General features: G+C 59.7%; 20 protein-coding genes and 2 pseudogenes. 3 read left to right on the forward strand and 19 right to left on the reverse strand.

All coding sequences use genetic code 11. The features are described from left to right. Positions 1-191 precede the first annotated feature (191 nt). The 17 genes from ACESMT_RS18175 to ACESMT_RS18255 form a co-directional block, all read right to left on the reverse strand. The gene (locus ACESMT_RS18175) at positions 192-977 is read right to left on the reverse strand and encodes an enoyl-CoA hydratase/isomerase family protein (RefSeq protein ID WP_372828001.1); all 786 of its coding nucleotides are present in this window, start codon (positions 975-977) and stop codon (positions 192-194) included. A 37-nt stretch (positions 978-1,014) separates the two neighbouring features. Then, positions 1,015-1,620 (reverse strand): 2-hydroxychromene-2-carboxylate isomerase, encoded by a 606-nt coding sequence (locus ACESMT_RS18180; RefSeq protein WP_372828002.1) that lies wholly within the window; start codon positions 1,618-1,620, stop codon positions 1,015-1,017. Between the two features lie 30 nt (positions 1,621-1,650). Then, positions 1,651-2,634 (reverse strand): NAD(P)H-dependent flavin oxidoreductase, encoded by a 984-nt coding sequence (locus ACESMT_RS18185; RefSeq protein WP_372828003.1) that lies wholly within the window; start codon positions 2,632-2,634, stop codon positions 1,651-1,653. A 12-nt stretch (positions 2,635-2,646) separates the two neighbouring features. Next, positions 2,647-4,311, reverse strand: coding sequence for an AMP-binding protein (locus ACESMT_RS18190; RefSeq protein WP_372828004.1), 1,665 nt, complete (start codon positions 4,309-4,311; stop codon positions 2,647-2,649). Between the two features lie 29 nt (positions 4,312-4,340). Continuing rightward, the gene (locus tag ACESMT_RS18195; RefSeq protein ID WP_372828005.1) at positions 4,341-5,948 is read right to left on the reverse strand and encodes an acyl-CoA carboxylase subunit beta; all 1,608 of its coding nucleotides are present in this window, start codon (positions 5,946-5,948) and stop codon (positions 4,341-4,343) included. Continuing rightward, positions 5,945-6,457 carry an acetyl-CoA carboxylase biotin carboxyl carrier protein subunit gene (locus ACESMT_RS18200; RefSeq protein WP_372828006.1) on the reverse strand — a complete coding sequence of 171 codons (513 nt, stop codon included), beginning with the start codon at positions 6,455-6,457 and terminating at the stop codon, positions 5,945-5,947. Before ACESMT_RS18200 ends, ACESMT_RS18195 begins: the two co-directional genes overlap by 4 nt. Next, the gene (locus ACESMT_RS18205) at positions 6,445-7,917 is read right to left on the reverse strand and encodes an acetyl/propionyl/methylcrotonyl-CoA carboxylase subunit alpha (RefSeq protein WP_372828007.1); all 1,473 of its coding nucleotides are present in this window, start codon (positions 7,915-7,917) and stop codon (positions 6,445-6,447) included. The genes ACESMT_RS18200 and ACESMT_RS18205 overlap by 13 nt, the downstream gene beginning before the upstream one ends. Next, a complete protein-coding gene (locus ACESMT_RS18210) occupies positions 7,901-8,716 on the reverse strand; it encodes a TetR/AcrR family transcriptional regulator (protein WP_372828008.1) in 816 nt (271 codons plus the stop codon). Before ACESMT_RS18210 ends, ACESMT_RS18205 begins: the two co-directional genes overlap by 17 nt. Beyond that, positions 8,713-10,521: an acyclic terpene utilization AtuA family protein gene (locus ACESMT_RS18215; protein ID WP_372828009.1), complete on the reverse strand. Its 1,809-nt coding sequence runs from the start codon at positions 10,519-10,521 to the stop codon at positions 8,713-8,715. The genes ACESMT_RS18210 and ACESMT_RS18215 overlap by 4 nt, the downstream gene beginning before the upstream one ends. A gap of 19 nt (positions 10,522-10,540) precedes the next feature. Continuing rightward, positions 10,541-11,332, reverse strand: coding sequence for an enoyl-CoA hydratase-related protein (locus ACESMT_RS18220; RefSeq protein ID WP_372828010.1), 792 nt, complete (start codon positions 11,330-11,332; stop codon positions 10,541-10,543). A gap of 2 nt (positions 11,333-11,334) precedes the next feature. After that, complete coding sequence (locus ACESMT_RS18225; RefSeq protein WP_372828011.1) at positions 11,335-12,288, reverse strand: SDR family oxidoreductase; 954 nt, start codon at positions 12,286-12,288, stop codon at positions 11,335-11,337. Positions 12,289-12,303: 15 nt separating this feature from the next. Next, positions 12,304-13,506, reverse strand: a complete 1,203-nt coding sequence (locus ACESMT_RS18230) for an ABC transporter substrate-binding protein (RefSeq protein WP_372828012.1) — start codon at positions 13,504-13,506, stop codon at positions 12,304-12,306. 76 nt (positions 13,507-13,582) lie between these two features. Further along, the gene (locus tag ACESMT_RS18235; protein WP_372828013.1) at positions 13,583-14,629 is read right to left on the reverse strand and encodes a branched-chain amino acid ABC transporter permease; all 1,047 of its coding nucleotides are present in this window, start codon (positions 14,627-14,629) and stop codon (positions 13,583-13,585) included. Continuing rightward, complete coding sequence (locus ACESMT_RS18240) at positions 14,629-15,501, reverse strand: branched-chain amino acid ABC transporter permease (protein ID WP_372828014.1); 873 nt, start codon at positions 15,499-15,501, stop codon at positions 14,629-14,631. Before ACESMT_RS18240 ends, ACESMT_RS18235 begins: the two co-directional genes overlap by 1 nt. Further along, positions 15,498-17,399 carry a long-chain fatty acid--CoA ligase gene (locus ACESMT_RS18245; RefSeq protein WP_372828015.1) on the reverse strand — a complete coding sequence of 634 codons (1,902 nt, stop codon included), beginning with the start codon at positions 17,397-17,399 and terminating at the stop codon, positions 15,498-15,500. The genes ACESMT_RS18240 and ACESMT_RS18245 overlap by 4 nt, the downstream gene beginning before the upstream one ends. After that, entirely contained in the window at positions 17,396-18,202 is an 807-nt protein-coding gene (locus ACESMT_RS18250; protein WP_372828016.1) for an ABC transporter ATP-binding protein, read from the reverse strand. Before ACESMT_RS18250 ends, ACESMT_RS18245 begins: the two co-directional genes overlap by 4 nt. Beyond that, positions 18,199-18,990 carry an ABC transporter ATP-binding protein gene (locus tag ACESMT_RS18255; RefSeq protein WP_372828017.1) on the reverse strand — a complete coding sequence of 264 codons (792 nt, stop codon included), beginning with the start codon at positions 18,988-18,990 and terminating at the stop codon, positions 18,199-18,201. Before ACESMT_RS18255 ends, ACESMT_RS18250 begins: the two co-directional genes overlap by 4 nt. 140 nt (positions 18,991-19,130) lie before the next feature. Between ACESMT_RS18255 and ACESMT_RS18260 the strand changes: the two genes are divergently transcribed. From ACESMT_RS18260 to ACESMT_RS18270, 3 genes are read left to right on the forward strand one after another with little or no spacing between them, the layout of a single operon-like run. Next, on the forward strand, positions 19,131-19,325 hold the full coding sequence (locus ACESMT_RS18260) for a hypothetical protein (protein ID WP_372828018.1): 195 nt from the start codon (positions 19,131-19,133) through the stop codon (positions 19,323-19,325). Beyond that, on the forward strand, positions 19,322-20,107 hold the full coding sequence (locus tag ACESMT_RS18265) for an enoyl-CoA hydratase/isomerase family protein (RefSeq protein WP_372828019.1): 786 nt from the start codon (positions 19,322-19,324) through the stop codon (positions 20,105-20,107). Before ACESMT_RS18260 ends, ACESMT_RS18265 begins: the two co-directional genes overlap by 4 nt. A 51-nt stretch (positions 20,108-20,158) precedes the next feature. Then, positions 20,159-21,376, forward strand: a complete 1,218-nt coding sequence (locus ACESMT_RS18270) for an acyl-CoA dehydrogenase family protein (protein WP_372828020.1) — start codon at positions 20,159-20,161, stop codon at positions 21,374-21,376. Positions 21,377-21,783: 407 nt separating this feature from the next. On the opposite strand, the pseudogene ACESMT_RS18275 reads toward ACESMT_RS18270, so the two are convergent. Both ACESMT_RS18275 and ACESMT_RS18280 read right to left on the reverse strand, forming a co-directional pair. After that, positions 21,784-23,066, reverse strand: a pseudogene (locus ACESMT_RS18275) (Y-family DNA polymerase). 20 nt (positions 23,067-23,086) lie between these two features. Then, positions 23,087-23,171, reverse strand: a pseudogene (locus tag ACESMT_RS18280) (IS6 family transposase); the annotation flags it as partial.

Here is a 23,171-nt window from a genome sequence, read left to right on the forward strand (position 1 = left end):
ACACAGTAAGACTAGGAATTCGATGCTTGGCCGCAATGTCAGGAATGCTGCGTTAGCAGCCGTTCAATTAGTCTATAAGAATTGCGGATTGAGCCAAATCCAGATGATCATAAGAGTCAGCCAACCAGCAGGTATTTCCCCAAATACTTTAATGCCGTAGCGAAGCTTATATTTTTTACGGTGTTCTAGGGCTACTTACCATTGAAGACTGGGGTTCGCTTTTCAATAAACGCGCTGCAGCCTTCATGCGCGTCGTCGCTGTCGAACACGAGGGCGATGGTGGCCGCCTCGTGGGCCAGGGCGGCTGGCAGTGGCATATCGGCACCGTGCAGCATGGAGCTTTTTAAAAACTTCAGCGCCACCGGGGATTTTTCAGCGATGCGGGCGGCGAGCTTGAGCGTGTCGCCCAGCAGTTGCGCCCGCGGCACCGTCTGGTTCACGAGGCCCATGGCGACGGCCTCATCGGCATTGAGGAAGTCGCCGGTAAACATCAGCATCTTGGCCTGGCACAGCGGCAACTGGCGCATCAGGCGCTGCGAGCCGCCGCCACCGGGGAAGATGCCAAGCTTGATTTCGGGCAGGCCGATTTTGGCTTCATTGGCCATCAGTCGGATGTCTATGGTGAGCATGAACTCCATGCCTCCACCCAGCGCCCAGCCGTTGACGGCTGCAATCGTTGGCTTGTTGCAGACCTCAAAGCGCCGGAAGACGCGGTGCACGGTTTCAGAAAACTCGTTGTAGTGCTGCAGTCCGCGCCTGGCGTTCAAGTCCTTGATATTGCCGCCCGCAATAAAGGCCTTGTCATTTACGCCAGTGACGACGATCACACGCACTTCATTGTCACGCTCCAGCACGGTCAGCGCCTCTTCCATCGCCAGCATCATGGGCACATGCAGGGTGTTGAGCTCTTCGGGGTTGTTAAGGCGCATCAGGCCGACGTGGCCGATTTTTTCAGTGGTGACGAGGTCGGGTTTCATGCGTGTCTCCTAGGGTTGTGGTGCTTGCGTCGCGGGTTCAGGCGGTCGCGGCGAGCTTTTGGGCAATCTGTGGGAGGCGGTCGACGCCGAAAAACGGCTCGCCATCAATGACAACAAAAGGCGAGCCAAAAACCTTGTTCTCAACCGCTGCAGTGATCGCGTCCTGAAGCAGGGTTTTGGCGTCGGCACTTTGCAGGGCGTCACGCACGGCAGCTGCATCGCCCAGTGCCTCCGTCTGTTCGCAAACCATCTGCGCAACCATATCGTTGCTGGCGATATCCTGCCCGTCGCGAAAGTAAGCGCGCAGCGCCGCCTGCGCAAAAGGCACGGCATCCGCCGGTGCCTGGCGGTTCAGCAGGTAGAAGGCGCGCGCGGCTTGTTGGGTCAGCGCCGGAAAGGCGGGCGGCAGGCGGTAGCCCAACCCGAGGAAGCGGGCCGACCTTGCGAAGTCTGCCGTGATGTACTCAAGCTTGACGGGGTGCTCGAACGGAGGCGGCAAGCCTAGCGCGCGCAGCGCGGCAAACAGCAGGATGGGCCGCCATGTGACGCGGCGGCCACGCTCTGCAGCCAGCGCGTCGATTTTCTCCGACATGAAATAGCCGTAAGGCGAGGCAAAGTCGAAGTAAAAATCGATGGGTGGCATGGCTTGCTTATGACTGGCTAACTGGGTAGATCAGGCGGTGGCCGCCAGCTGGCGTATGGCGGGGCTGCGGCCCAGCTTGCAGGCTGCATCATATTCAGCGGCGATACGCCCGATCAGTTCAGCCACCGGGGGTGAATCGTGAATGGTCGCTATGCCCTGGCCGGCGCTCCATAAGTCCTTCCAGAGCTTCGCTGTGGTGTCGGTCAGCGATGACATGTCCGGTGTCTTGGGCGGGAGCTTGCTCACGTCAACGCCCCATTTTTCAAGCGATGGTTTCAGGAAGTTGGCATGCACACCCGAGAGCCTGTCGGTGTAGACCAGGTCTGACACATCGCTGTCGATCACCATCTGCTTGAATTCCTGCTGCGCATTGGACTCCTGTGTGGCGATGAATCGCGTGCCCATATAGACTAGGTCTGCGCCCAGTGCCTCGGCCGCGCGCATCTGGTGGCCGTCGTTGATGCCGCCGCCCAGGATCAGGCATCCGTCCCAGAACTCGCGGATCTCGCGCACCAGCGAGAACGCACTCTGGTTTGAAGCATGGCCGCCGGCTCCGGCACCCACGCAGATCAGGCCATCAACCCCTGCGTCCATCGATTTACGGGCATGCGCTGCGCTCGTCACGTCGCAAAAAACGGTGCCACCATAAGCGTGCACGGCCTCCACCACCTTGCCGGGGTGGCCCAGGCAGGTGATGACCACAGGCACCTTGTGTTTAACGACGATGGCAAGGTCAGGTTCAAAACGTGAATTGGTGCGGTGCACGATCAAGTTGACACCATAGGGCGCCACCACGGCTGATGGATGGGCTGCGCGGTGGGTCGCCAGTTCGGCAGCGATGTCGGTCAGCCACTGGTCGAACTGTTCCGAGGTACGTGCATTGACATGCGGGAAGCTGCCCACAATGCCAGCCTTGCACTGCGCAGTGACCAGCGGCGGAAACGACACCAAGAACATCGGTGAGCCGATGACGGGTAGGGACAGGGCGTTCTGCAAAAGGGGAGGCAGTGGCATGGTGTTGTTGTCTCAGGAAATCTTTGGAGGGGCAGATGCACCTCGCCGCGCGTCGCGCTTTTTGAGCGCGCGCAGGTCCTGCATGCCGGGCAAGGTGCGCGGGTCCAGTTCAGGTTCAAAAATCTGGTGCTTCTGGATTTTTTGTGTGGCTGTTGTAGGGATGCTGTCGGTTAGGTACAGCCAGCCCGGCGCCTTGTAATACGCGAGGTTGGAGTTGCAGTGCTCAAACAGTACCCTGCCAGCCATGGCGGCATCTGCGGTTTTGTCCTTGAGTACCACGCAGGCCAGCACTTCTTCCTCGCGTATTTCGTCCTTCACGGCCAGCACAGCCACGTTCTCGACCAGCGGGTGCGCCTGCAGCAGCGCTTCGACTTCAGCAGCGGCAATGTTTTCACCCGAGCGGCGAATGATGTTTTTTCGCCTGTCGATAAATCGCAGCAGGCCCGTGGTATCCCGCGTGACGATATCTCCGGTGTGAAACCAGCCACCGCGCCAGGATGTTTCAGTCGCAGCCTCATCATCCAGATAGCCACTGAAGAAGTGCTTGCGCGGTGTCGCGGCGCTGTGGCGCACCAGCATCTCGCCCTCCTGGCCGACCGGCATGTCCGCGTCGTTATCGTCGACCACACGCACCTCCACACCCGGTGTCACGCGGCCAAAGGCACGTGTGCCGACCTCGCGTGGCAACTGGTTGTCGATGATGGCGCGCACCATCTCGGTCATGCCCCAGATCTCGATCAGGGGAAAGCGAAAACGCTGTTCAAAAGCCCGGTGGCGCTGCGGCTCCACGCCCGCGCCGATGGCAAAACGCACGCAGTGGTCGTGCTCATGCGGGTGTTCGGGCTGGCCCAGCAGCATGGGCACCACGACGCCCAGGTAATGGACTACCGTCGCCTTCGACTCAAACACCTCGGTCCACCAGCGCGAAGGCTGGAAGCGGTCGGTTTGCACCTGGCAGTTGCCCTTCAGCAAGACGCAGTAAAAGGAAAAGATCGAGGCGTTGACGTGGAACAGCGGCAGCGGGTTGTAGATGCGGTCGCAGGCCTCGCCAAATGCCGAGAGGCCGCCGCGTGACGAATACCAGGCACCGGCCGCCAGCTCATAGCCATGCGAGAGCAGGCAGCCCTTGGGCCGGCCGGTCGTACCCGAGGTGTAGAGGACGCTGGCAGGTGTGGCCGCGTCCGGTGTGGTTGAGATGGCCTTTTGCGCAGCAGCTGGCACGCTGGCAGCGAAATTTTCAAACAGCACCACCTGGGGCTGGCTGCGTTCCGCCTGTGCTATTCCCATGCGCAATTGGGCTTCCAGTGAGGCCAGGACCACCACCAGGTCGACGCGGGCGTGGTCCAGCACATAGGCCATTTCGCGCGGCCGGTGGTCAGGGTTCAGCGGTACGCAGCACACGCCCAGCGCGTTCATCGCCAGCTTGTGCAGCATGTGCTCAGGCCGGTTTTCGATCAGCAGCGAGATGCGGTGGCCTGCGCCGTAACCTGCGTTGCCGTAAAGCTGCATCAGCGAGCGTACGGTCTTTTCCGCCTCGCCATAGGTGATCTCCCGTCCCGCAGGGTCGTAGGTGCGTGTGGCGTTGGCAGGGACCGCCAGGAAGGCGTTTCCGGCATACATTTCTGCAGCGCGGAAAAATGTTTCGCCTATGGTGGAGTGATCATCGACGGCAACCATGCGGGCTCCTGCAGACCTTTTCGGGCCGGTTACAGGCGCAGCACGCCGTAGCCCATGTCACCAAACGGCGCATTGAGCGAAGCCACGATGGCCATCCCCAGTGCGTTGCGGGTGTCAACCGGGTCCAGGATCCCGTCATCCCACAACTCGGACGTGGAGTAATAGGCATCGCTTTCGGCCTCGAAGCTGGCCAGCACCGGGTCGCGGATCGCCGCGATTTCCTCGGCATTGAGCTCGTGGCCCTGGCGCTGCAACTGGCGTATCTTGACATCGGCCAGCGTGTTGGCGGCCTGCTCTGCGCCCATCACCGCAATCTGCGACTGCGGCCACATCCACAGGAATCGGCCGTCAAAGGCGCGACCGCACATGCCGTAGTTGCCGGCCCCGAATGAGCCACCGACGATCACAGTGAACTTGGGCACCGTGCAGCCGACCTGCGTCATGATCATCTTGGCACCGTCCTTGGTGATGCCGCGCTCTTCGTATTCGCGTCCCACCATATAACCCGTAATGTTCTGCAAAAAAACCAGCGGTGTGCGGTCACGGTCGCAAAGGCGCATGAAGTGCGCTGCCTTGAGCGAGCTGTCGTTAAAGAGCACGCCGTTGTTGGCAAGGATGCCGACCTTGCAACCCCAAATACGTGCATAGCCGCAAATCATGGTTGTGCCATAGTCGGGCTGGTATTCATGGAAGTTGCTGCCGTCCACGATACGCGCAGCTACCTCGCGCATGTCGAAGCCGGTTTTCCAGTCGGTGGGAACGATACCGTAGAGCTCCATCGGGTCATAGAAAGGTGCTTCGGCCTCAATGCGGTCAATTGTTTGTTTGGGAATCGGCGAGGTGTTGGCAAAAATGTCACGCGCAATGGCCATCGCGTGTGGCTCGTCGTCGGCCGCATAGTCGCAGGTGCCCGACACAGTGGTGTGCATCGTTGCGCCGCCGAGCGCTTCGGCTGTAACTATCTCGCCGGTAGCGGCCTTTACCAGCGGCGGCCCACCCAGAAAGACACCGCCGTTACCGCGCACGATGACGCTGTAGTCGCACAGCGCCGGGATGTAGGCGCCGCCGGCTGTGCAATGACCCAGCACAACCGCAATCTGCGGCACGCCCATTTTAGACAGCGTGCACTGGTTGCGAAAGATACGGCCCGCCGCATGTTTGTCGGGGAACAGGTCAGACTGCAGCGGCAAAAAGCCGCCGGCACTGTCGCAAAGGTGGATGACGGGCAGCCGGTTCTCGATGGCAATGTCCAGCGTGCGGACAATCTTTTTGACCGACAGCGGGTACCAGGCACCGCCCTTGATGCTCGGATCGTCGGCATGGATGATGACCTCGCGCCCATGGATGATGCCTATGCCCGACACCTGGCCAGCGCCCTGCACCTCTCCGTCATAGGCCTTGTTCGCAGCCAGCGTACTTAGTTCCAGGAATGGCGTACCTGGGTCGAGCAACAGGTCAAGCCGCTCGCGCACCGTCAGTTTCTTCTGCCGGTGCAGCCGCTCAATGTCGCGCACAGGCCGCTCGAAGCGGGCCTTGTGCACTTTCGCCTGTAGGGCCTTGACCTTTTCGCTCATCGCCGCCTGGTTTTTTTTGTAGCCCGCAGAGGCGGTGTCTATCTTGCTGATAATGCGGCTCATGCGGCGTCTCCAGGAGTTGCCAGGAGCACCAGCATGTCGTTGCGCTGGAAGGTTTGACCGACGGCCAAGGGAAGTTCGGCTACTTCACCGTCCAGCGTGGCCGAAATTGTCATCTGAAGCTTCATGCTTTCAATCACTAGCAGTGCATCACCTGTTTTGACGTGCTGGCCAGCGGCGACCAACAGCGAGATCACCATACCCGGCATGGGCGCGTGTGATGCTCCGGCGCCACCTGCCGCACTGGTGGCAGAGGCACGCGTCGGATCGACCCGGTTGATCCAGACGCTGCGGCCGCGCAGTTGCACATACAGCGTATCGCCGTGGGCGACGCCCAGCAGGCGCTCGGTGCGCCCGTTCAGCGTGCCGATAAAAGTACCGGCTGCGGCCTTGCGGATCTGCATCGGCTTGCCGTCAACGTACACCGCATCTGTGCGCAATTGAACCTCGTGCCGCGTCTCGGGCGTGTCTGAAAACTGGAGTGTGGTCATCTTGGCAATCAGTTGCGCCATGCGCCCATTGAGGCGTAAGGTTCTGGAATACGGGTGGCAGACATGTCCGGCGCGGCACTGGCGGCAACGGCCAGCATCAGTTGCCGCTCGTCATCAGTGAATGCGACGGGCGCTAGGTCGGCCTTGTGCCGCTCCAGGAAACCTGTGTCGGTGTCGCCACGCGCGAAGGCCGGGTGGTGCAGCACACGCGACAGGAAGTCGTTGTTGATGGTCACGCCCAGCATGGCCGTGTCGGCCAGCGCGCTGCGCATGCGGGATATCGCCAGCGCGCGGTCTGCACCGTGAACCACCAGCTTGGCCAGCAGGGAGTCAAAATCTGCCGTCACAGGCGCGCCTTGCGTCACACCGCAATCAAAACGCACGCCGGGGCCGGTTGGTGCTCCCAGAAGCAGCACTTTGCCTGTATCTGGCACAAACCCCGCATCGGCATCCTCGGCCAAGATGCGGCATTCAATCGCATGGCCGCTGAACTGCACATCACCCTGGCTGAGCGGCAGTGGCTCGCCCTGCGCGACGCGCAGTTGCAGCTCTACGAGGTCCAGGCCGGTCACCATCTCAGTGACCGGGTGTTCGACCTGCAGGCGCGTGTTCATCTCGAGAAAGAAGAATTCACCATCAGGCGACACGATGCATTCCACCGTACCCGCGTTGACGTACTTTGCAGCTGCGGCGAGCTGGACCGCAGCAGTGCAGATGCGTTCGCGCAGGCCGTCAGGCAGCTTTGGCGCGGGTGACTCCTCAACCAGCTTCTGGAAACGCCGCTGGATGGAGCATTCCCGTTCGCCGAGGTGAATGACGTTGCCCTGTGTGTCGCCGAACACCTGTACCTCGATGTGGCGGGGTTGTTCGACAAAACGTTCGGCAAACAGCCGGCCGTCGCCGAAATAGCGCTGGCTTTCGGAACGGGCCACACTGATGGCGTGGGCGAGGTCTTCGGCGCAGCGCGCGATCTGCATGCCTTTGCCGCCACCGCCCGCCGCACCTTTGACCAGCAGCGGAAAGCCGACGGTCAACGCGCGTTTTTCAAAAGTCGCCGGGTCTTCTGCTTCGTCTGCAGACGGCGTGACCGGCATGCCTTGGGTGACGGCAAAGCGGCGCGCGGTGATCTTGTCACCCATTAGCTCGATCACAGGTGCAGGTGGGCCGACGAAGATCAGGCCGGCGTCTTTGACCGCTTTGGCGAAGGCAGCATTCTCCGACAGGAAGCCGTAGCCCGGGTGAATCGCATCGCAGCCGCTTTCGATGGCGGCGCGGATCATGCCGGGGATGTCCAGCCAAGCGGCAACGGCGGGCGTGCCGAAGACCTCAACGGTCTCATCCGCCTCGGCAAGCGCAGGGCCGAACTGGTCCTGGCTGTGCATGGGTACCACCGTGGCGATGCCCATGCGCCTCGCGGTACGGACGATGCGAAGGGCAATTTCCGCGCGGTTGGCGATGAATAGTTTATTGATGGTGGTCATGGGATTTTTTATGCCGTGGCGCTACCGGTGCAGCGGCTTGCTCTGCGCCTGCCACCACGATTCTTTCGAGGCGCTCAAGCCGGCGCTCGATATCGTCGCGGCTCCCGGTATCAGATGCGGTTGTGGCTGATACGCCAGCCTGACCGTCAGGAAGAATGCCGCGCAGCATCATGTCTGTAAAACGGTCTGCCGCAACCTCGACATTGACCGTGTCGCGCCCGAAGAGCACGCCCCACATGCGGTGTTCAATGCCGCCGTAGACCATGCCGCGCACCATTTCGCCGTCGGTGTCTGCGGGCAGCTCACCGCTGGCGATGGCATCGCGCACAGTACGTATCAAAAACGCGGTGTAACGCACGTGCAGTTCATGCAGCGCCGAGTTGAAATACTCGGGTCGGGTCCGCACTTCATGGAGCACCAGACGCGACAGGCCGGGGTCTTCAACATACACCCGCAGGTGGCGCCAGACCAGAAAACGCATGCGGCTGCGCAGGCCTTGCAGCCGGCTGAAGCCATCTTCCATTTCGCGTATCAGTGGCTCATACATGCCGCGCAACACTTCGTTGAGCAGGTCGCGTTTGGTCGGAAAGTAGGAGTACAGCAGGCCTTCGACCACGCCAACCTTGGCGGCGATCTCGCTTACGGAGGCGCACTCAAAGCCTTTTTCGAGAAAGGTCTCACGCGCTGCCACAATGATTTCTGCGGCGCGCCGCATACGCCGCGGCGTCTGTTTGCCGACCGCGTTGGTGGCCGGTGCTTCAATATCCTCGTCGAAAGAGGCTTCGGTTGCGGTTTTCATGGCAGATTTTCAAGAAGTACAAGGGGAATGCTGACGGGAATATCCAGCAACATCTGGGCCAGCGCCTTGCCCTGGGGGTCGTAGCGAAGCGAGGCCACGCCTCCGCCGCCGAGCGCATTTTCAAGTGTGAAGTTGAGTGCGTTAAACCCGGGCAGGCTGTAGCGCGAGACCTTGCCTTTGGCCACGTGTGCCAGATAGTCACGCACGATGTCGGCTGTCAACGCCTTCTGCAGCACTGCGTAAAGCGCATCGCTGCGCGCAATGATGCCAATGTTGGCCATGTCTCCCTTGTCGCCGCTTCGGCCATGCGCCACGCGCAACAACGGCACTGTCCGCAAGTCACCCTGACTAGAGGTGTCTTCGGCGACAGCCGGGGACGCATGTGCGGGTGTAAGTCCTGCAGGGCTGAAGCTTTCTTCAAACGGCAGGACATGCCCATCGACGGTGACCGAGGCCTTGACGCGTGTTCTGTCCGTCAGAAAGGAAAACAGTCGCACCACGGGGGATGGTGAGGCCCGCCCCGCAGCAAACCCGGTGATGCCTTGGGCCATTGCTGTGGCTGACGGCGCAATCTCGCGTGCCAGCAAATCAAGCGCGTCGCGTGAAGCGTGTCGCGCAGCGATCTTGAGGATGACCTCGCGCGTTCCGTGGGTGCGTGCATGCGGGCCGTAGGTGCTTTCGGCGCCAAGCACTTCCAGGCTGGTTTCGCTGTAGTCGCCCCAACCGCGCTCTGAAAACATGCGGCGTGTGCGCTGCAGGATGGAGTCGCCCACACGCTGCGCCTTGCGTGCAGCGTCGGTGCCGCCAATCATCAGCGTGGTGAACAGACGCCAGCCCTCGCCATAGGTGGCGCTGACCTTGTAGCTGAGGGGCGCTGCCGTTCCGCGCGCACCGCTGACCCGTACACGGTGCGGGCCGTCCTGTTCCAGCTTGACATGCCTGAAGTCGCAGACCACGTCGGGTAGCAGGTAGGCCGCAGGGTCGCCTATTTCGTAGACGACCTGTTCGGCCACGCATGCGGGCTCCACCAAGCCGCCTGTGTTTTCGGGTTTGGTCAGTACAAAACTGTCACCGGATGCATTGCACTCAGCAATGGGGAAGCCCATGTCATCCCAGCCGGGTACACGCTCCCAGTCGGTAAAAAGGCCGCCGGTGGCCTGCGTTCCGCATTCGATCACATGACCCGCGAGGCTACCGATGGCCAGCCTGTCCCAGTCGTTCCATGACCAGCCGAATTCATGCACCAGCGGGCCTAGGGTCACGGCGCTGTCCACCACGCGGCCGGTAATGACTATGTCTGCGCCGGCATTCAGCGCGGCGGCAATGGGTTGTGCGCCTAGGTAAGCGTTGACGCTCAGGAATTGAGCCGGCATGACCGCGCCGTTGAACATCTCGCGCAGGTCAGCTGCCCTGAATTCACTGGCCCGTGCAAACAAGTCGTCACCTTCGATAACGGCCACCTTGAGGTCGATGCCGAGAGCCCGCAGCTCTTTGGTCAATGCCTCGCCGCAGGCTTTTGGATTGACGCCGCCGCCGTTGGACACGACCTTGATGCTGCGCGACTTCAGCTCCCCAGCCAGCGACGCGATGATGCGCACAAAGTCAGGGGCATAACCGGCATCAGCTGATTTGGCGCGCGCACGCGCCAGCAGTGACATTGTGATCTCGGCCAGGAAGTCAAATACCAGGTAGTCAATACCGCCGTGCATCACCAGCTGCGTGGCACCGGCTTCCGAGTCGCCCCAGAATCCTGTGGCGCAACCTATGCGCAAGGGTTTTGTCCGTAACGGCTTTAGGGTTGTCATGGATTGGGTGTTAAGTGATCTAGCGGCCAGGCCAGACGGGCGCGCGGCGTTCGGCAAAAGCCTTCATGCCTTCTTTGGTGTCTTCGCTCTGCGACAGGATGGGAAGCACCGCTTGCGTCAGGTTGAGTGCATCCGCAAACGACAGGTCAGTGACGGCCGAGAAAGCGCGCCGCCCGATGCGAAGGGCGACGGGTGAATTGGCGGACAGTTTGTCCACCATTGCGTTGACAGCGTTGTCCAGCTCTGCAGCTGCAACCACTTCGTTGACAATATCGAAAGTTTGCGCTTCAGCGGCTGAAAAACGGTGCGCAAAAAAGCACATTTCCAGCAGGCGACGGCGTGGTATCACACGCATCAACACTGGCAAAATCATCATCGGAAAGACGCCGACTTTGGCTTCGGTTGTGCCGAACTTTGCGGTATCGACGGCAACGGCAAAGTCGCAGGCGCAAATCAGGCCCAGGCCACCGCCGAATGCACCGCCGTTGACGCGTGCAATGATGGGGAGGTTACAACGATCCATGGCCTTGAACATGTCGGCAATCGGGTTGTCAAAGCGGCCCGGCTCCAGCGCGAAGGGCGAGCCGTCCGCAGTCGGTTTCAATTTGCCGCCAGCACAGAAGGTCTGCTCGCCCGCACCGGTCAGGACAATGGCGCGAACACCCGGCATGCCCTCGGCGTCGCGCAGCGCGCGCGTCAGCTCTTCCATCACCACGTCGCTCATGGTGTTGTGTTCGGCGGCACGGTTGATCGTGATGTGGCAGGCCGCACCGCGCTGGGCCACGACCAGTTGGGTAAATTCATGCGCCATTTTCATTCTTTTGCGGCTTTGGGGCTATCGTCAAAGGTGGCAGGCGGCTGATATTGCGGAAAGCCGTTGTAGGGGAAACTGCGCTCCGCCGGCTGCAGCTTCCAGCTGTGCCGTGCTGTTGGCACGCCGCCATCAACGCGTATCACGCTACCATTGATAAAGCCTGCGGCTTCGGACAACAGGTACACCGCCGCCGAAGACAACTCGGCTTCAGTACCGAAACGCTGTAACGGTACCTTGGTACGCAGGCCACGCACCACATTGCGATAGTCCTCGTCGTAGGTGTCTATACCGGCGGAGGCTATCCAGCCGGGCGCCACCGCGTTGACGCGAACACCGGCATAACCCCATTCGCACGCTGCCGTTTCGGTGAAGGTCAACACGCCGCCGCGGGCAGCGCCTGAATGCCCCATTCCGGGCAGGCCGCCCCAGATATCGGCCAGCATGTTGACGATGCTGCCACCGTGATGTTCCATCCACTGGACAAAACACTCACGTGAAAAAAGGAATGTGCCGTGCAGGTTGTTACGCACCACCGCGTCCCAGCCCTTAAGCGAGATGTCGCGCAGCTTCGCAGGAAACTGCCCGCCGGCACAATTAAAAAGCCCATCGATGCGGCCATGCCTTTGCAGGATGGCGGCTACCGTGGCCCTGACTTGGACTTCGTCGCGAATATCACACACCGTAGTGGTGACATCGCAGGCACGCTCTGGGTAAATCGCTGCAATCTCCGCGGCTACAGACTCAAGTTTGGTGGCCTGCCTACCCACCAGTGCGACATGTGCGCCCAAACTCGCCAGCTCATGCGCCGTGCACCTGCCAAGCCCGCTTCCCCCGCCGGTAACGACGACGGTCTGGCCATGAAACAACCCCGGGCGGAAGGCTGACCGGTAAGGTGCTTTGCTAGCAGGACAGTCAGGCGCTGTTGCTACGGGGCTGGTACTTTGCAGGGTCATCTTGTCGAGCGCAGCTTAGTAGGCGATGAAATCCGTCACCGACTTCACGGTGCCGCTGGCCGGGTCTGTCTGAAACAGCTTGATCGGCAATACTGACTGAGCTTTCGGGTTGTTGAAGGACACCGGTCCGCTCAAGCCGCCAGTCTGGAAGTTCTGCAGCTTGTTCAGCTCATTGACCACACAGATGCGCGTCACGTTGACACCGCAGCGGCGAATGCCTTCGGCAAACACCAGCGTTCCAACGTAGCCGCTGACGGTATAGCGGTTGAAGTTAGCGAAGTCATCTGCACTTAGGAACTTTTTGGCTTTTTCCATCAGTGCGATGCCTGCAGGGTCATAGTTGGACGCGTAGTAGTCGGGAATCAGATATTGGTAACCTGAAGGCGCTGCCAGCTTGACGGCTACAGGCAATTGGCCAGCCCAGAGGGTGCCCAGCGTAACGTCCATATTCAGGCGGCGGAACTCCGACATGATGGCAGCCGACTCGGTAGTGAGCGTGCCCAGGTAAACAGCGTTGGCACCCTTGTCTTTCAGCGTCAGCACTTCTGCTGAAAAATCCTTGGTGCCGCGCTTGAAGGGGATTTCACTGACACTGTTCAGACTGTACTCCTTGACAGCTTTCTGATAACCGGCCAGCAAAGCCTTTCCGAAGTCATCATCCTGATAAACGATGCCGTACTTGCCACCTTTTTTGTTCATCTTTTCAACCATGTAGCGGATCGGTACATAGCCGGCATAGTCGTAATCCGGGCCAATCATGAACACGGTGGGGCGGCGTGGGGAGACAACTGAGGGGTGAGGTGCCATGTGCACGATGGTAGGAATTTTGGCCTCTTCGATAGTCGGCAGCATGGCCAGCATGTGCGAACTACCGGTGGTGCCAGTCAGTCCGAACACCTTGTCCGAATCGATCAGCTTCTTGACCGACGACACCGACCGCGCCGGCACATAACCGTCATCTTCATAGATGGCGCGCAGCTTGCGGCCGTTGATCCCGCCATTGGCATTGATCTCTGCAATTGCCAGCTTGGAGCCAGCGGCGCCCGCCTTGCCGATAAGTGAAGCGGGCCCGGACATGGGCTGCACTTCACCAATCAGGATTTCAGTTGCCGTGACGCCCACGTCTTGCGCAGCAACCGTCATTGCAGCGCCTGCCGCCAGCGTGACGGCAGACCATCGTGCAAAGCGATTGATCGCTTTTTTAAATTTATTGCTCATGTTGTCTCCTTAGAAAAACGCTGGCGCCGGGGGATTCCTGCGTCATGCGAATGCGTTTACTGGCCCGCTTCGACCTTCATTTCGACAGCGGCCATTGAACCCAGAACCGTTTCAACTTTCGCCAGATGCCGGCCATACCCTCTGGCTCCAGCCGCAGGAAGAGCAGGATGACTATGCCGTACATCATTCCCTTGACCTCATAGATGCGGTCGGCCATCAGGGTCTTGAACCTGTCCCCCGCAGCCGAGAAGCCCAGGCTGAGTAGTTCGGGCAGGAAGATGATGAGCGCCGCGCCAAGAATGGCTCCGTGAATTCGTCCAATGCCCCCAACAATGACCATGGCCAGCGCCTCTATGCTGATCAGAACGCTGAACGTGTCAACGTTGATGAAACGTGTCTGTAGCGCCACCATTGCACCTGCCACGCCGGTGTAAAACGCACTGACCATAAAGGCTAGCAGCTTGTAGCGCATCAGGTCTATGCCCATGGCGCGTGCAGCAATGTCGTGGTCGCGCAGCGCCAGCCAGGCTCGGCCGATGCGGGAGCGCATCAGATTCATCGTGATGAACACAAACAGCACCAGCATCACCAGCGCGGCATAATAAAACCGCACATCGCCCTTGAGTGAAAAGCCCAGGACAGACAGCGCATCAACCGGCATGCCGGCCGAGCCTCGAGTTATGTTGTCGGCAAACAGAACGATGTGGCGCACGATAAAGGTAAAGGCCAGCGTAGTGATAGCAAGGTACAGGCCTTTAAGCCGCAGCGAAGGTATACCCACCACAAGGCTGGCAACCGCCGCCACCGCGCCCGAGACAAAGATCGCCAGCAGCGTCGGCACCTTGTAGTCAGTCGTCAAGATAGCCTGCGCGTAAGCGCCAATCAGCAGAAAACCGGCGTGCCCCAGCGAGATTTGGCCAGCCACGCCCGACAGCAGGTTTAGCCCCAGCACACCGACAGACGCAACAAAAATTGCTGTCAGCAAGTTCAGTCCGAAAGAGCCGAACAATGCGGGCATCAGCGCGAGCACAAGCACGCCGATAGCCGCCCAGACCCAGGTCGTTGGCTGGCTGGAAAGGGCTACCAGGCCAGCGTAAGAGTTCTGGTAGGTACGGCTACGCATCAGACACGCTCGATTTCACGTTGACCAAAAAGACCGTAGGGCTTAACCATCAGAACGATGATGATGAGGACAAAGCCCGCGATCTCTTTCAGCCCGCGACCCAGGTAGCCGCCAGCCAGGTTCTCGACCACGCCAATTACCAGCCCTCCGAAGGCACCACCGACAACCGAGTCGAGGCCGCCCAGGATGGTGGCCGGGAAGCCGCGCAGACCCATTTGCGAGATCTCGGGCTCCAGGCTGAACATCAGGCAAAAAGAGAGCCCGGAAAAGGCCGCAAACACCGCCGATATTGCCCAGGCAATCGCACTGATGCGTTTGACGTTGATACCCATCAGCAGCGCCGTTGTTTCGTTATTGGACGTGGCCCGCATCGCAATGCCGACGCGCGAGCGGCGAAAGAAAAGCCACATCGCCAATGACAGTACCGCCAGCGACACCAGTGCAAAGATCTGGCCCGGGTACAACGCCAGCTCGCCAAAACGAATCACGGCATTGCCGAAGGGCCTTGGAAAAGCTGCAGGCTCAACGCCCCAAATCAATATGACAACAGAACGTATAACCACCGCGAGGCCTATGGTCACCATAACCCGCGAGAACATAGACTCACCCAGCATGGGGCGTATGAATATCCACTCAATCAGAAGGCCGAGCACTATCGAGGATACCAACACGCAGGCCAGCATTGGCACAAAGGCCATACCCGGAATGGTGGCGAAGGTGTAGCTCATATAGGCGATCAGCATCATGATTTCGCCCTGCGCAAAGTTAACCATGCCGGTCGCGCGGTAAATGATGGCAAAGCCCATGGCGACCATTCCGTAGAGGCTGCCTATAACCAGACCCGACATCACGAGGTTCATGAAGTAGTTCATGCGGCTTCCTTTACGAGTCCATAGATCTCGCCGATTTCAGCAGCGAACTTCTTTTCAATCACATTGCGGCGTACCTTCATGGTGGCCGTAAGCTCGCCATCGTCATGGTCGAGCTGCTTCTTCAGGATCACAAACTTGCGGATGTTTTCGACACGTGAGAAGCGTCCATTCACGCGGTTCACGTCTTCGGCAATCAGCTCTTTCACTGCATCAAGGCGGGCCAGGGTCTCATAGGTGGTGTAGGCCATACCGCGCTCCTGCGCCCACTTGCCAACGGTGTCGAGGTCAATCTGTATGAGTGCCGCCACAAAATGCCTGCCATCGCCCAGCAACACGGCCTCGCTGATGTACAGGCTTTCTTTCAGGGTGTTTTCAATCAACGATGGCGTGATGTTCTTGCCGCCGCTGGTGATAAGAATTGCCTTCTTGCGGTCAATGATCTGTACCTGGCCTGTCGCCTCATCGAGCTCTACCACGTCGCCGGTACTGAGCCAGCCATCGGTAAATGCTGCTTTAGTCGCAGCTTCGTCATAGAGGTAGCCGTTGAAGACGATCTGCCCCCGCAACTGCAACTCGCCATCAGGGAGAATACGCTGCTCGACCACGCCCGGCAGAAGCGGACCGCACCAGCCAAGGCGCGACATGTTGTTTGATTGCGCGTGGCTGGCACCACTGCTCTCAGTCATGCCATAGATCTGGTAAATCGGCACGCCCATGGCGCGGAAGAACAGAATGACCGATGGCGAAATAGAGGCGCCGCCTGTCATAGAAATCCAGGTGCGGTCCAGGCCAATGCTGGCCAGCAGGTTGCTGAAGACGGTGGCGCGGAGCAGCCAGCCGACGAAGGCGTCGCGAGTATTCAGTGGTTTACCGCCGTTGATGATGGTGCGCTCGGCAATCGGTGTGCCTATGGCCAGCGCCTTTTTGAAGGCCCACTGCCCCAGCGGCCTGGCGTCGCGTGACTTGATAAGAATTTCGTATTGAAGTTTTTCCCAGATGCGCGGAACGCCAAAGAAAAAGCTGGGCCCGATCTCGCGCAGGTTCTGCGTCACCGTGTCTATGGACTCTGCAAAGTAAACCACGCTGCCGTAAGCCAGTTGAATCACGGGCGACATCAGGCGCTCGGCGACGTGGCACAAGGGCAAATAACAAACCACAGACATGGGACGACCCGCAAAGCCCTGCACCTGGCCCAGCGCCCAGGCATCTGACAGGATGCCGCGATGTGAGATGCGCGCGCCTTTTGGCATGCCAGTCGTTCCGGATGTGTAGACGATAAGCGCGTCCTGTTCGGATCGCAGGCTGTTTACGGCCTGCTCATATGCCGCTACCTGGGACGCATCGCCTGCCAGCCGCGAGCCTTCTGCAAGCGCATCGTTAAACGGCATCAGGCAACTTTCGGTGTATTGGCGCATACCCTTCCAGTCCACCGTCAGCACGCGCTGCATCTCGGGCAGGCCACCTTCGCGCTGCATCGCAGTCAGTACCTTGTCGGTCTGCTCCTGGTCACCGCAAACAGCGATCCTGGCGCGGCAGTGGCGCGCAATGTATTGCAGCTCGGGCCACGGGTTGGTCGGGTAGATGCCGACGGTGACGCCGCCCAGCGACTGCGCCGCCATGTCGGCAAAAAACCATTCTGGAGTGCCGTCAGACGCGATGATGAGTTTGTCGCCAGGCATAAAGCCCTGCGCTTTCAAAAAGAGTGCAAAAGCGCGCGCCTTCTCAAAGTAGCCCTTCCAGGTGGTGCCCTGCCAGACGCCGCGTGTCTTTTCACGCAGCGCGACTTGGTTTGGCATGCTGCGTGCCCGGTGCATTAGCAAGCCCGGCATGGTGGCATTGCCTTCAGCAAGGCCGGGCGGCAGTTGCAGATCGGCAAGAGCAGGGTCGGGGCGGCTCATGCGGTGGCCTCAACATCCTGGCCAAGATAGGCGCCAATAACGGCAGGGTCTTTGGAAACAGTGGCCGGTGTACCGTCAGCAATCTTGCGGCCGAAATTAAGCACACACACATGGTCTGAAATGTCCATCACGATGCCCATCTCATGCTCGATCATCATGATAGTGACATTACGTTCTTCGCGGATGTCAAGGATGAACCGCGCAATATCTTCGGTTTCTTCCTGGTTCATGCCAGAAACCATTTCATCGAGCAGCAAAAGCTTGGGCTGCATGGCCAGCGCGCGGCCCAGTTCAACTCGCTTTTGCAGGCCATACGAAAGCGTACCTACCGGCAGGTCGCGAATCGATTCGATTTCAAGAAACTCGACGATTTCTTCGGCTGTTTCACGCGCGCGGATTTCTGCATTGCGCGCTGCACCCCAAAACACCGCAGCACCAAAAATTCCAGTGTTCAGCTTTGAATGCATGCCGGTCAGGATGTTGTCGATGACGGTCTCATGCTTGAACACAGCCAGGTTCTGGAAGGTGCGTGCCAGGCCGCGCCTGGCCAGCTTGTGCGAAGGCAGGTCGGTGATGTCTTCACCGTCAAAAATGACGCGACCGGTCGTGGGCTTAAGCAAACACGATGCAAGGTTAAACAGTGTGGTCTTGCCCGCGCCGTTGGGGCCAATGACACTGCAGATCTCGCCAGGCATGACGCGCAGGTTGATGCCGCCCAGTGCCTTCAGCCCGCCGAAGTGTTTGGAGACATCAGCAAACTCAAGAATCGGCGCCGATGCTGCGGCGTGTACCGGGGCGTTCACGACAGCCACCTCTTGCGCCGCTTGTAGTGTTTGACGTCGCGCATGCTGCGGCGTTCGCCACCGTCCTGGACACCAAGGTAAAACTCTTTCACGTCGTCGTTCGCGAGCAGTTTTGGCGGCGTGTCGTCCAGCACGATGCGGCCGCGCTCCACGATGTAGCCGTAGTCGGCCACCGACAACGCCACCTGCGCATTTTGCTCGACCAGCAACACCGTCAGGCCGCGCTCGTCGCGCAACTTGCGGATCGCCTGGAAGATCTCAGTGATGATTTGTGGCGCCAGCCCGAGCGAAGGTTCGTCCAGCAACAGCAGCCTTGGCTGGCCCATCAGCGCGCGGCCAATGGCCACCATCTGCTGCTGTCCTCCCGAGAGATAACCCGACACGCGGTGGCGATGTGACTCAATTGCGGGGAAGAGTTTAAAAATGCGCGCCATTGACTCGGCCGATTCACCGGCAGGCCGGGCGTAGCCGCCCATCAGCAGGTTTTCTTCAACCGTCAGCGTGTCAAAGAGCCGACGGCCTTCGGGCACCTGTACGAGCCCCAACCTGACGATTTCATGAGGGGCGAGCTTGTTGATGGACTTGCCTTCACAAGAAATAACACCACCGGTGATTTCACCCTCTTCTGGATACAGCACACCGCTAATGGCCTTGAGCACAGTGGACTTGCCAGCCCCATTGCTGCCGAGCAAGGCAACGATGCGGCCGGCGCCAACTTCAAGCGACACGTCGCGCACGGCTTCCACCGCATGGTCGTAGAAGACCTGGAGGTTGGTGATACTCAGCATGCGTTGGGCTTGCTGGCACCGTGGCCTTGGGCTGTTGTTGTCATGTTTGTCTCCGTGGCACTTTTCAGTGCTCTGAAAATTCGCAAAGTTGGCAGATTATGACCCTGACTCAAAAATAATGATGCTTATGGATTTCCCTAATGAAAACCGTCTGGCAGCGTCATAAAGCTGGTTTTTTATTGAATAAATATGAAAATCTGGTAATTACCCTATTCATGCAGATGCGAAATGAGGATTACATATTGATCCTATTAAAGAAAAATTTGAAGATGGGTCAAATAGTTGAATTAAATGTTTTTTCCGTGGGTGTGTACGACATGGGTGTGCCCAAGTGAGCGGCGCTGATTCCGTCCTCTCTTCGCAGCAGGGCTCGGTTGTCACGCTTACCCTGAACCGCCCCGACAGGATGAATGCGCTGGACAGCGACATGGCCGGTGCCTTGCGCGACGCCATTGACGCTGTTGACAGCAATGCCAGTGCCCGCTTGCTTGTCTTGCGCGGCGAGGGCCGATCGTTTTGTGCCGGCGGTGATGTGGCAGCGATGCACGCGCACCGCGACAATCTTCCGGGGTTTATTGAAAAAACAATCAACCCCTTTCATGCCTGTGTGCTGGGACTGCGGCGGCTGCGCATGCCCGCGATGGCCTGTGCACACGGTGCGCTGGCGGGAGGTGGCTTTTCACTGGCCATGGCCTGCGACTTTGTGGTGGCGGCACGCTCGGCGCGCTTTGTGGTCGCCTACCCCAAGCTGGGCGCACCTTGCGATGGGGGCTTGAGCTTTTTCATGGTGCAGCGCCTCGGAAGTGCGCGCGGGCTGGAAGCGCTGACTACGGGCGGGCAGTTCACCGCAGAGCAGGCGCTACAGCTGGGCCTTGTCAATCGCGTGGCCGATGATGCCGATCTGCAGCAGGCCACAGATCAGTGGGCTGCCGAATTACTGGTGCTGGCACCACAGTCGCTGAGCGAACTCAAGGGGCTGGTCGCGGCGCAGTCGGCCGCCGCACTGGAGGTGCACCTGGACCGCGAGAAGGCGGCCTTCCTGCGTTGCGCAGAGACGCCGGATTTTGCGGCGCGAGTAGCCACGTTTGCAGAAAAAGCACAGAAGCGCCCGGTCTGAGCCGGTCGCCGTAGACAGATTCATCCATCCACAAGTACAGAACAACACTTCATGAACACTTCGACGATCTCCCTCCGTTCAGCATCCACCGGCTCTGCGATGCAGCGTTTTTCGGGCCTGTCCAATGACGAGCAGGGCATGCTCGACGAAGCCGACCGCTTCGCCCGGCAGGAGATGTACCCGTTGTCGCCGCGCATGGACAACGAGGAGTGGTGGCCGGATAAGGCTTTTCCCCTGATCGGCAAGACGGGTTACTTCGGCATCACCGTGCCGGAAACCTATGGCGGCGCCGGGCTGGACATGTTCACCAGCGGCCTGGTGCTGCAGGCCTTCTCGCGCTGGAATCATGCGCTGGCGCTGAGCTGGGTGGCGCATGAAAACCTTTGCCTCTACAACATCTACCGCAATTCCAATGAAGAGCAGCGGAGGCGTTACCTGCCAGGCTTGTGCAGCGGCAAAACCATTGGCGCCCTGGGCCTAACGGAGCCAGGCGCCGGCTCGGACGCGCTGGGGTCCATGCGCACCACCGCCACACGGGATGGCGAGCACTATGTGCTCAACGGCAGCAAGCTCTACATCACCAACGGCCCGGTGGCCGATGTGCTGCTGGTCTATGCCAAGACTAACCGCGAGAAGGGTGCCAAGGGCATCTCGGCGTTTATCGTCGAGAAGGATTTCCCCGGCTTTAAGGTGGCCCAGAAGCTCACCAAGATGGGTTTTCGGGGCAGCCAGACGGCAGAGCTGGTGTTTGACAACTGCAGGGTGCCAGCCGCCAACCGCGTTGGTGAAGAAGATACGGGCGTGAAGATCGTTATGAGCGGGCTGGACCTCGAGCGCGCCATGATCTCTCCCATCTGCCTGGGCATTTCAGAACGTGCCCTGGAGCTGTCGCTGGAATTTGCACAGACGCGCCAGCAGTTCGGCAAGCCGATTGGCAGCTTCCAGATGATCCAGTCCAAGCTGGCAGACATGTTTGTCTGGGTTGAGGCGATGCGCGTCTTCACCTACCAGGCGCTCCGCGCGGCCAACGACCTGGAAGTGGGCGGGGGCGGGCGCGGTGATGTCCACAAGATCACGGCGGCCTCTGTCATGTTTGCGGCCGAGACCATGAACAAGGTGCTCAATGAAGCCGTCCAGATACATGGCGGCACAGGCTACATCTGGGAGTCGGAAATCAACCGCCTTTACCGCGCCATCAAGTTGCTGGAGATCGGCGCCGGAACCACCGAGGTGCGCAAGATCATCATCAGCGGAGAGATGATGCGCTAACACTGTTCCAATTCATCCGTGGCCAATGCAACAGGATAGCCTGATGTCTACTTCTTGAGACTTAAATCAGGGTGTTCAGCCACAACTAAGTACCGGTTTTTGCCATTCGTGTATTTCCTCGTCGACCGTCAGCTTTCTGCCAACTGCTGACTGTCGCGGGACAGAAAAGGTATAACTGCTTCTGACCGGGAACTGCGTGACAGATTTGCTTTTAACCTTCATTGGCGCTTGTGGTTCACGGGTGCTGCTCGTAGCCTTCCCGGAACTATGGAAATTCGATGGTTAGGGATTCCTGCAAAGCCCGGTCAATTGGATCGGAATATGTTGTGCTACCGCGGCAGATCGCTTGATCGTTGCCCAAGACGCGGTCCCTATGAGCAAGGGTGAACAAAGCAAAACGCGAACCATCATGCCTTCGCCACCGGCAGATCCTCCCAACTGGTCGTGTACCGTGGTGTCAACAGATTCTGCTTCATCTCAAAATCCCGCTGCGGACCCTTCACACCGGCGCTGGCCAGCACCAATGTCCCACGCCCGAAGCGATCATTCAGTTTGTCCATCGTTCCCATCAACTGCCCGCGCGCAGCGGGTTCCTTCTCCAGGTCCAGTTCGCCCTGCTGCAAGCCACCATCCTGCAGGTCCAACAGCATCACCCCCGCTTGGCGAAATTGAAGCCGGGCTGGTAAATGGCCTCGATGGCTTTAACAGCCGCGTTCACCAGCGTCATCGTGTCGTCTGTAGGTCGGCGCAGAGGCATCACTACTCTGCGGCTGTACTTCGGTCCGGGTCGAAAAGCGCTCGTGTGCGCAAATACCTGAATCTGACCGGCCTTGCTCCCTTGGCTGCGCAGCTTCACCGCGGCGCCGCTGGCAAAGCGCGGCACGGCCGCCACCAGGTCCTCCAACTCAGTCACCGCGCCGCCGAAGCTGCGGGTGCAGGCAATTTCTTTTTTTGGCGCGGGCTGGTCCTCCAGCGTGATGCACGGCTGCCCCTGCAGCTCGCGTACCGTGCGCTCCAGTACCACACTCCAGCGCCGCCGCACGGTCGCCGGATCCAGCCGCACAAGGTCCAGCACCGTTGCGATAACGCCTTCGATCAACTGCTCGCTGATCCGCCGGCCGACGCCCCAGACTTCACAGACGGCCGTGGCCTGCAGCACTGCGTCGAGGTCGCTGGCAGGTAGGGCGGCAAGATTGCACACTCGTGCCAGTTCGGCGGGGTAGCTGCCAGGCTTGCGGTCCGCGCTTTTCGCGACGTGATTAGCCAGCTTCGCCAACGTCTTGGTAGTAGCGATGCCAATACCAATGGGAATACCTGTCCACTGCAGCACCCGCTCACGCACCCGCTGGGCGCGCTGGGTCAGGTCGCCCTTTACGCCGGTCAGCTCGATAAAGGACTCGTCAATGCTGTAGATTTCCTGCCCGGGACCCAGGCCGGCCGCCACGCTCATCATGCGGTCGCTCATGTCGCCGTAAAGCACGAAGTTGGCTGACAGCGCCACCACGCCGTGTTCTTCGGCCAGCTGCCTACATTCAAACCAAGGGGCACCCATGCGGATGCCCAAGGCCTTGGCTTCGTTGCTGCGCGCGATTGCGCAGCCGTCGTTGTTGCTCAGCACCACCACCGGGCGGTTCTTCAGGGCAGGGCGAAAGGCGGTTCTGTCGCAATAGTGAACAAGGGGCGTAGAAATGTGACAACGGCGCTTGGTGATCAGAAAGCCAGGCTGTAGAACTGCTCAGCTGCAGACATGGCTTGAACCTTGGGGCAGTGCAACTGCCCCTTCTTGATCATGTGC

Source organism: Polaromonas sp. (assembly GCF_041689105.1).
In the GTDB taxonomy this organism is placed as follows: domain Bacteria; phylum Pseudomonadota; class Gammaproteobacteria; order Burkholderiales; family Burkholderiaceae_C; genus Polaromonas.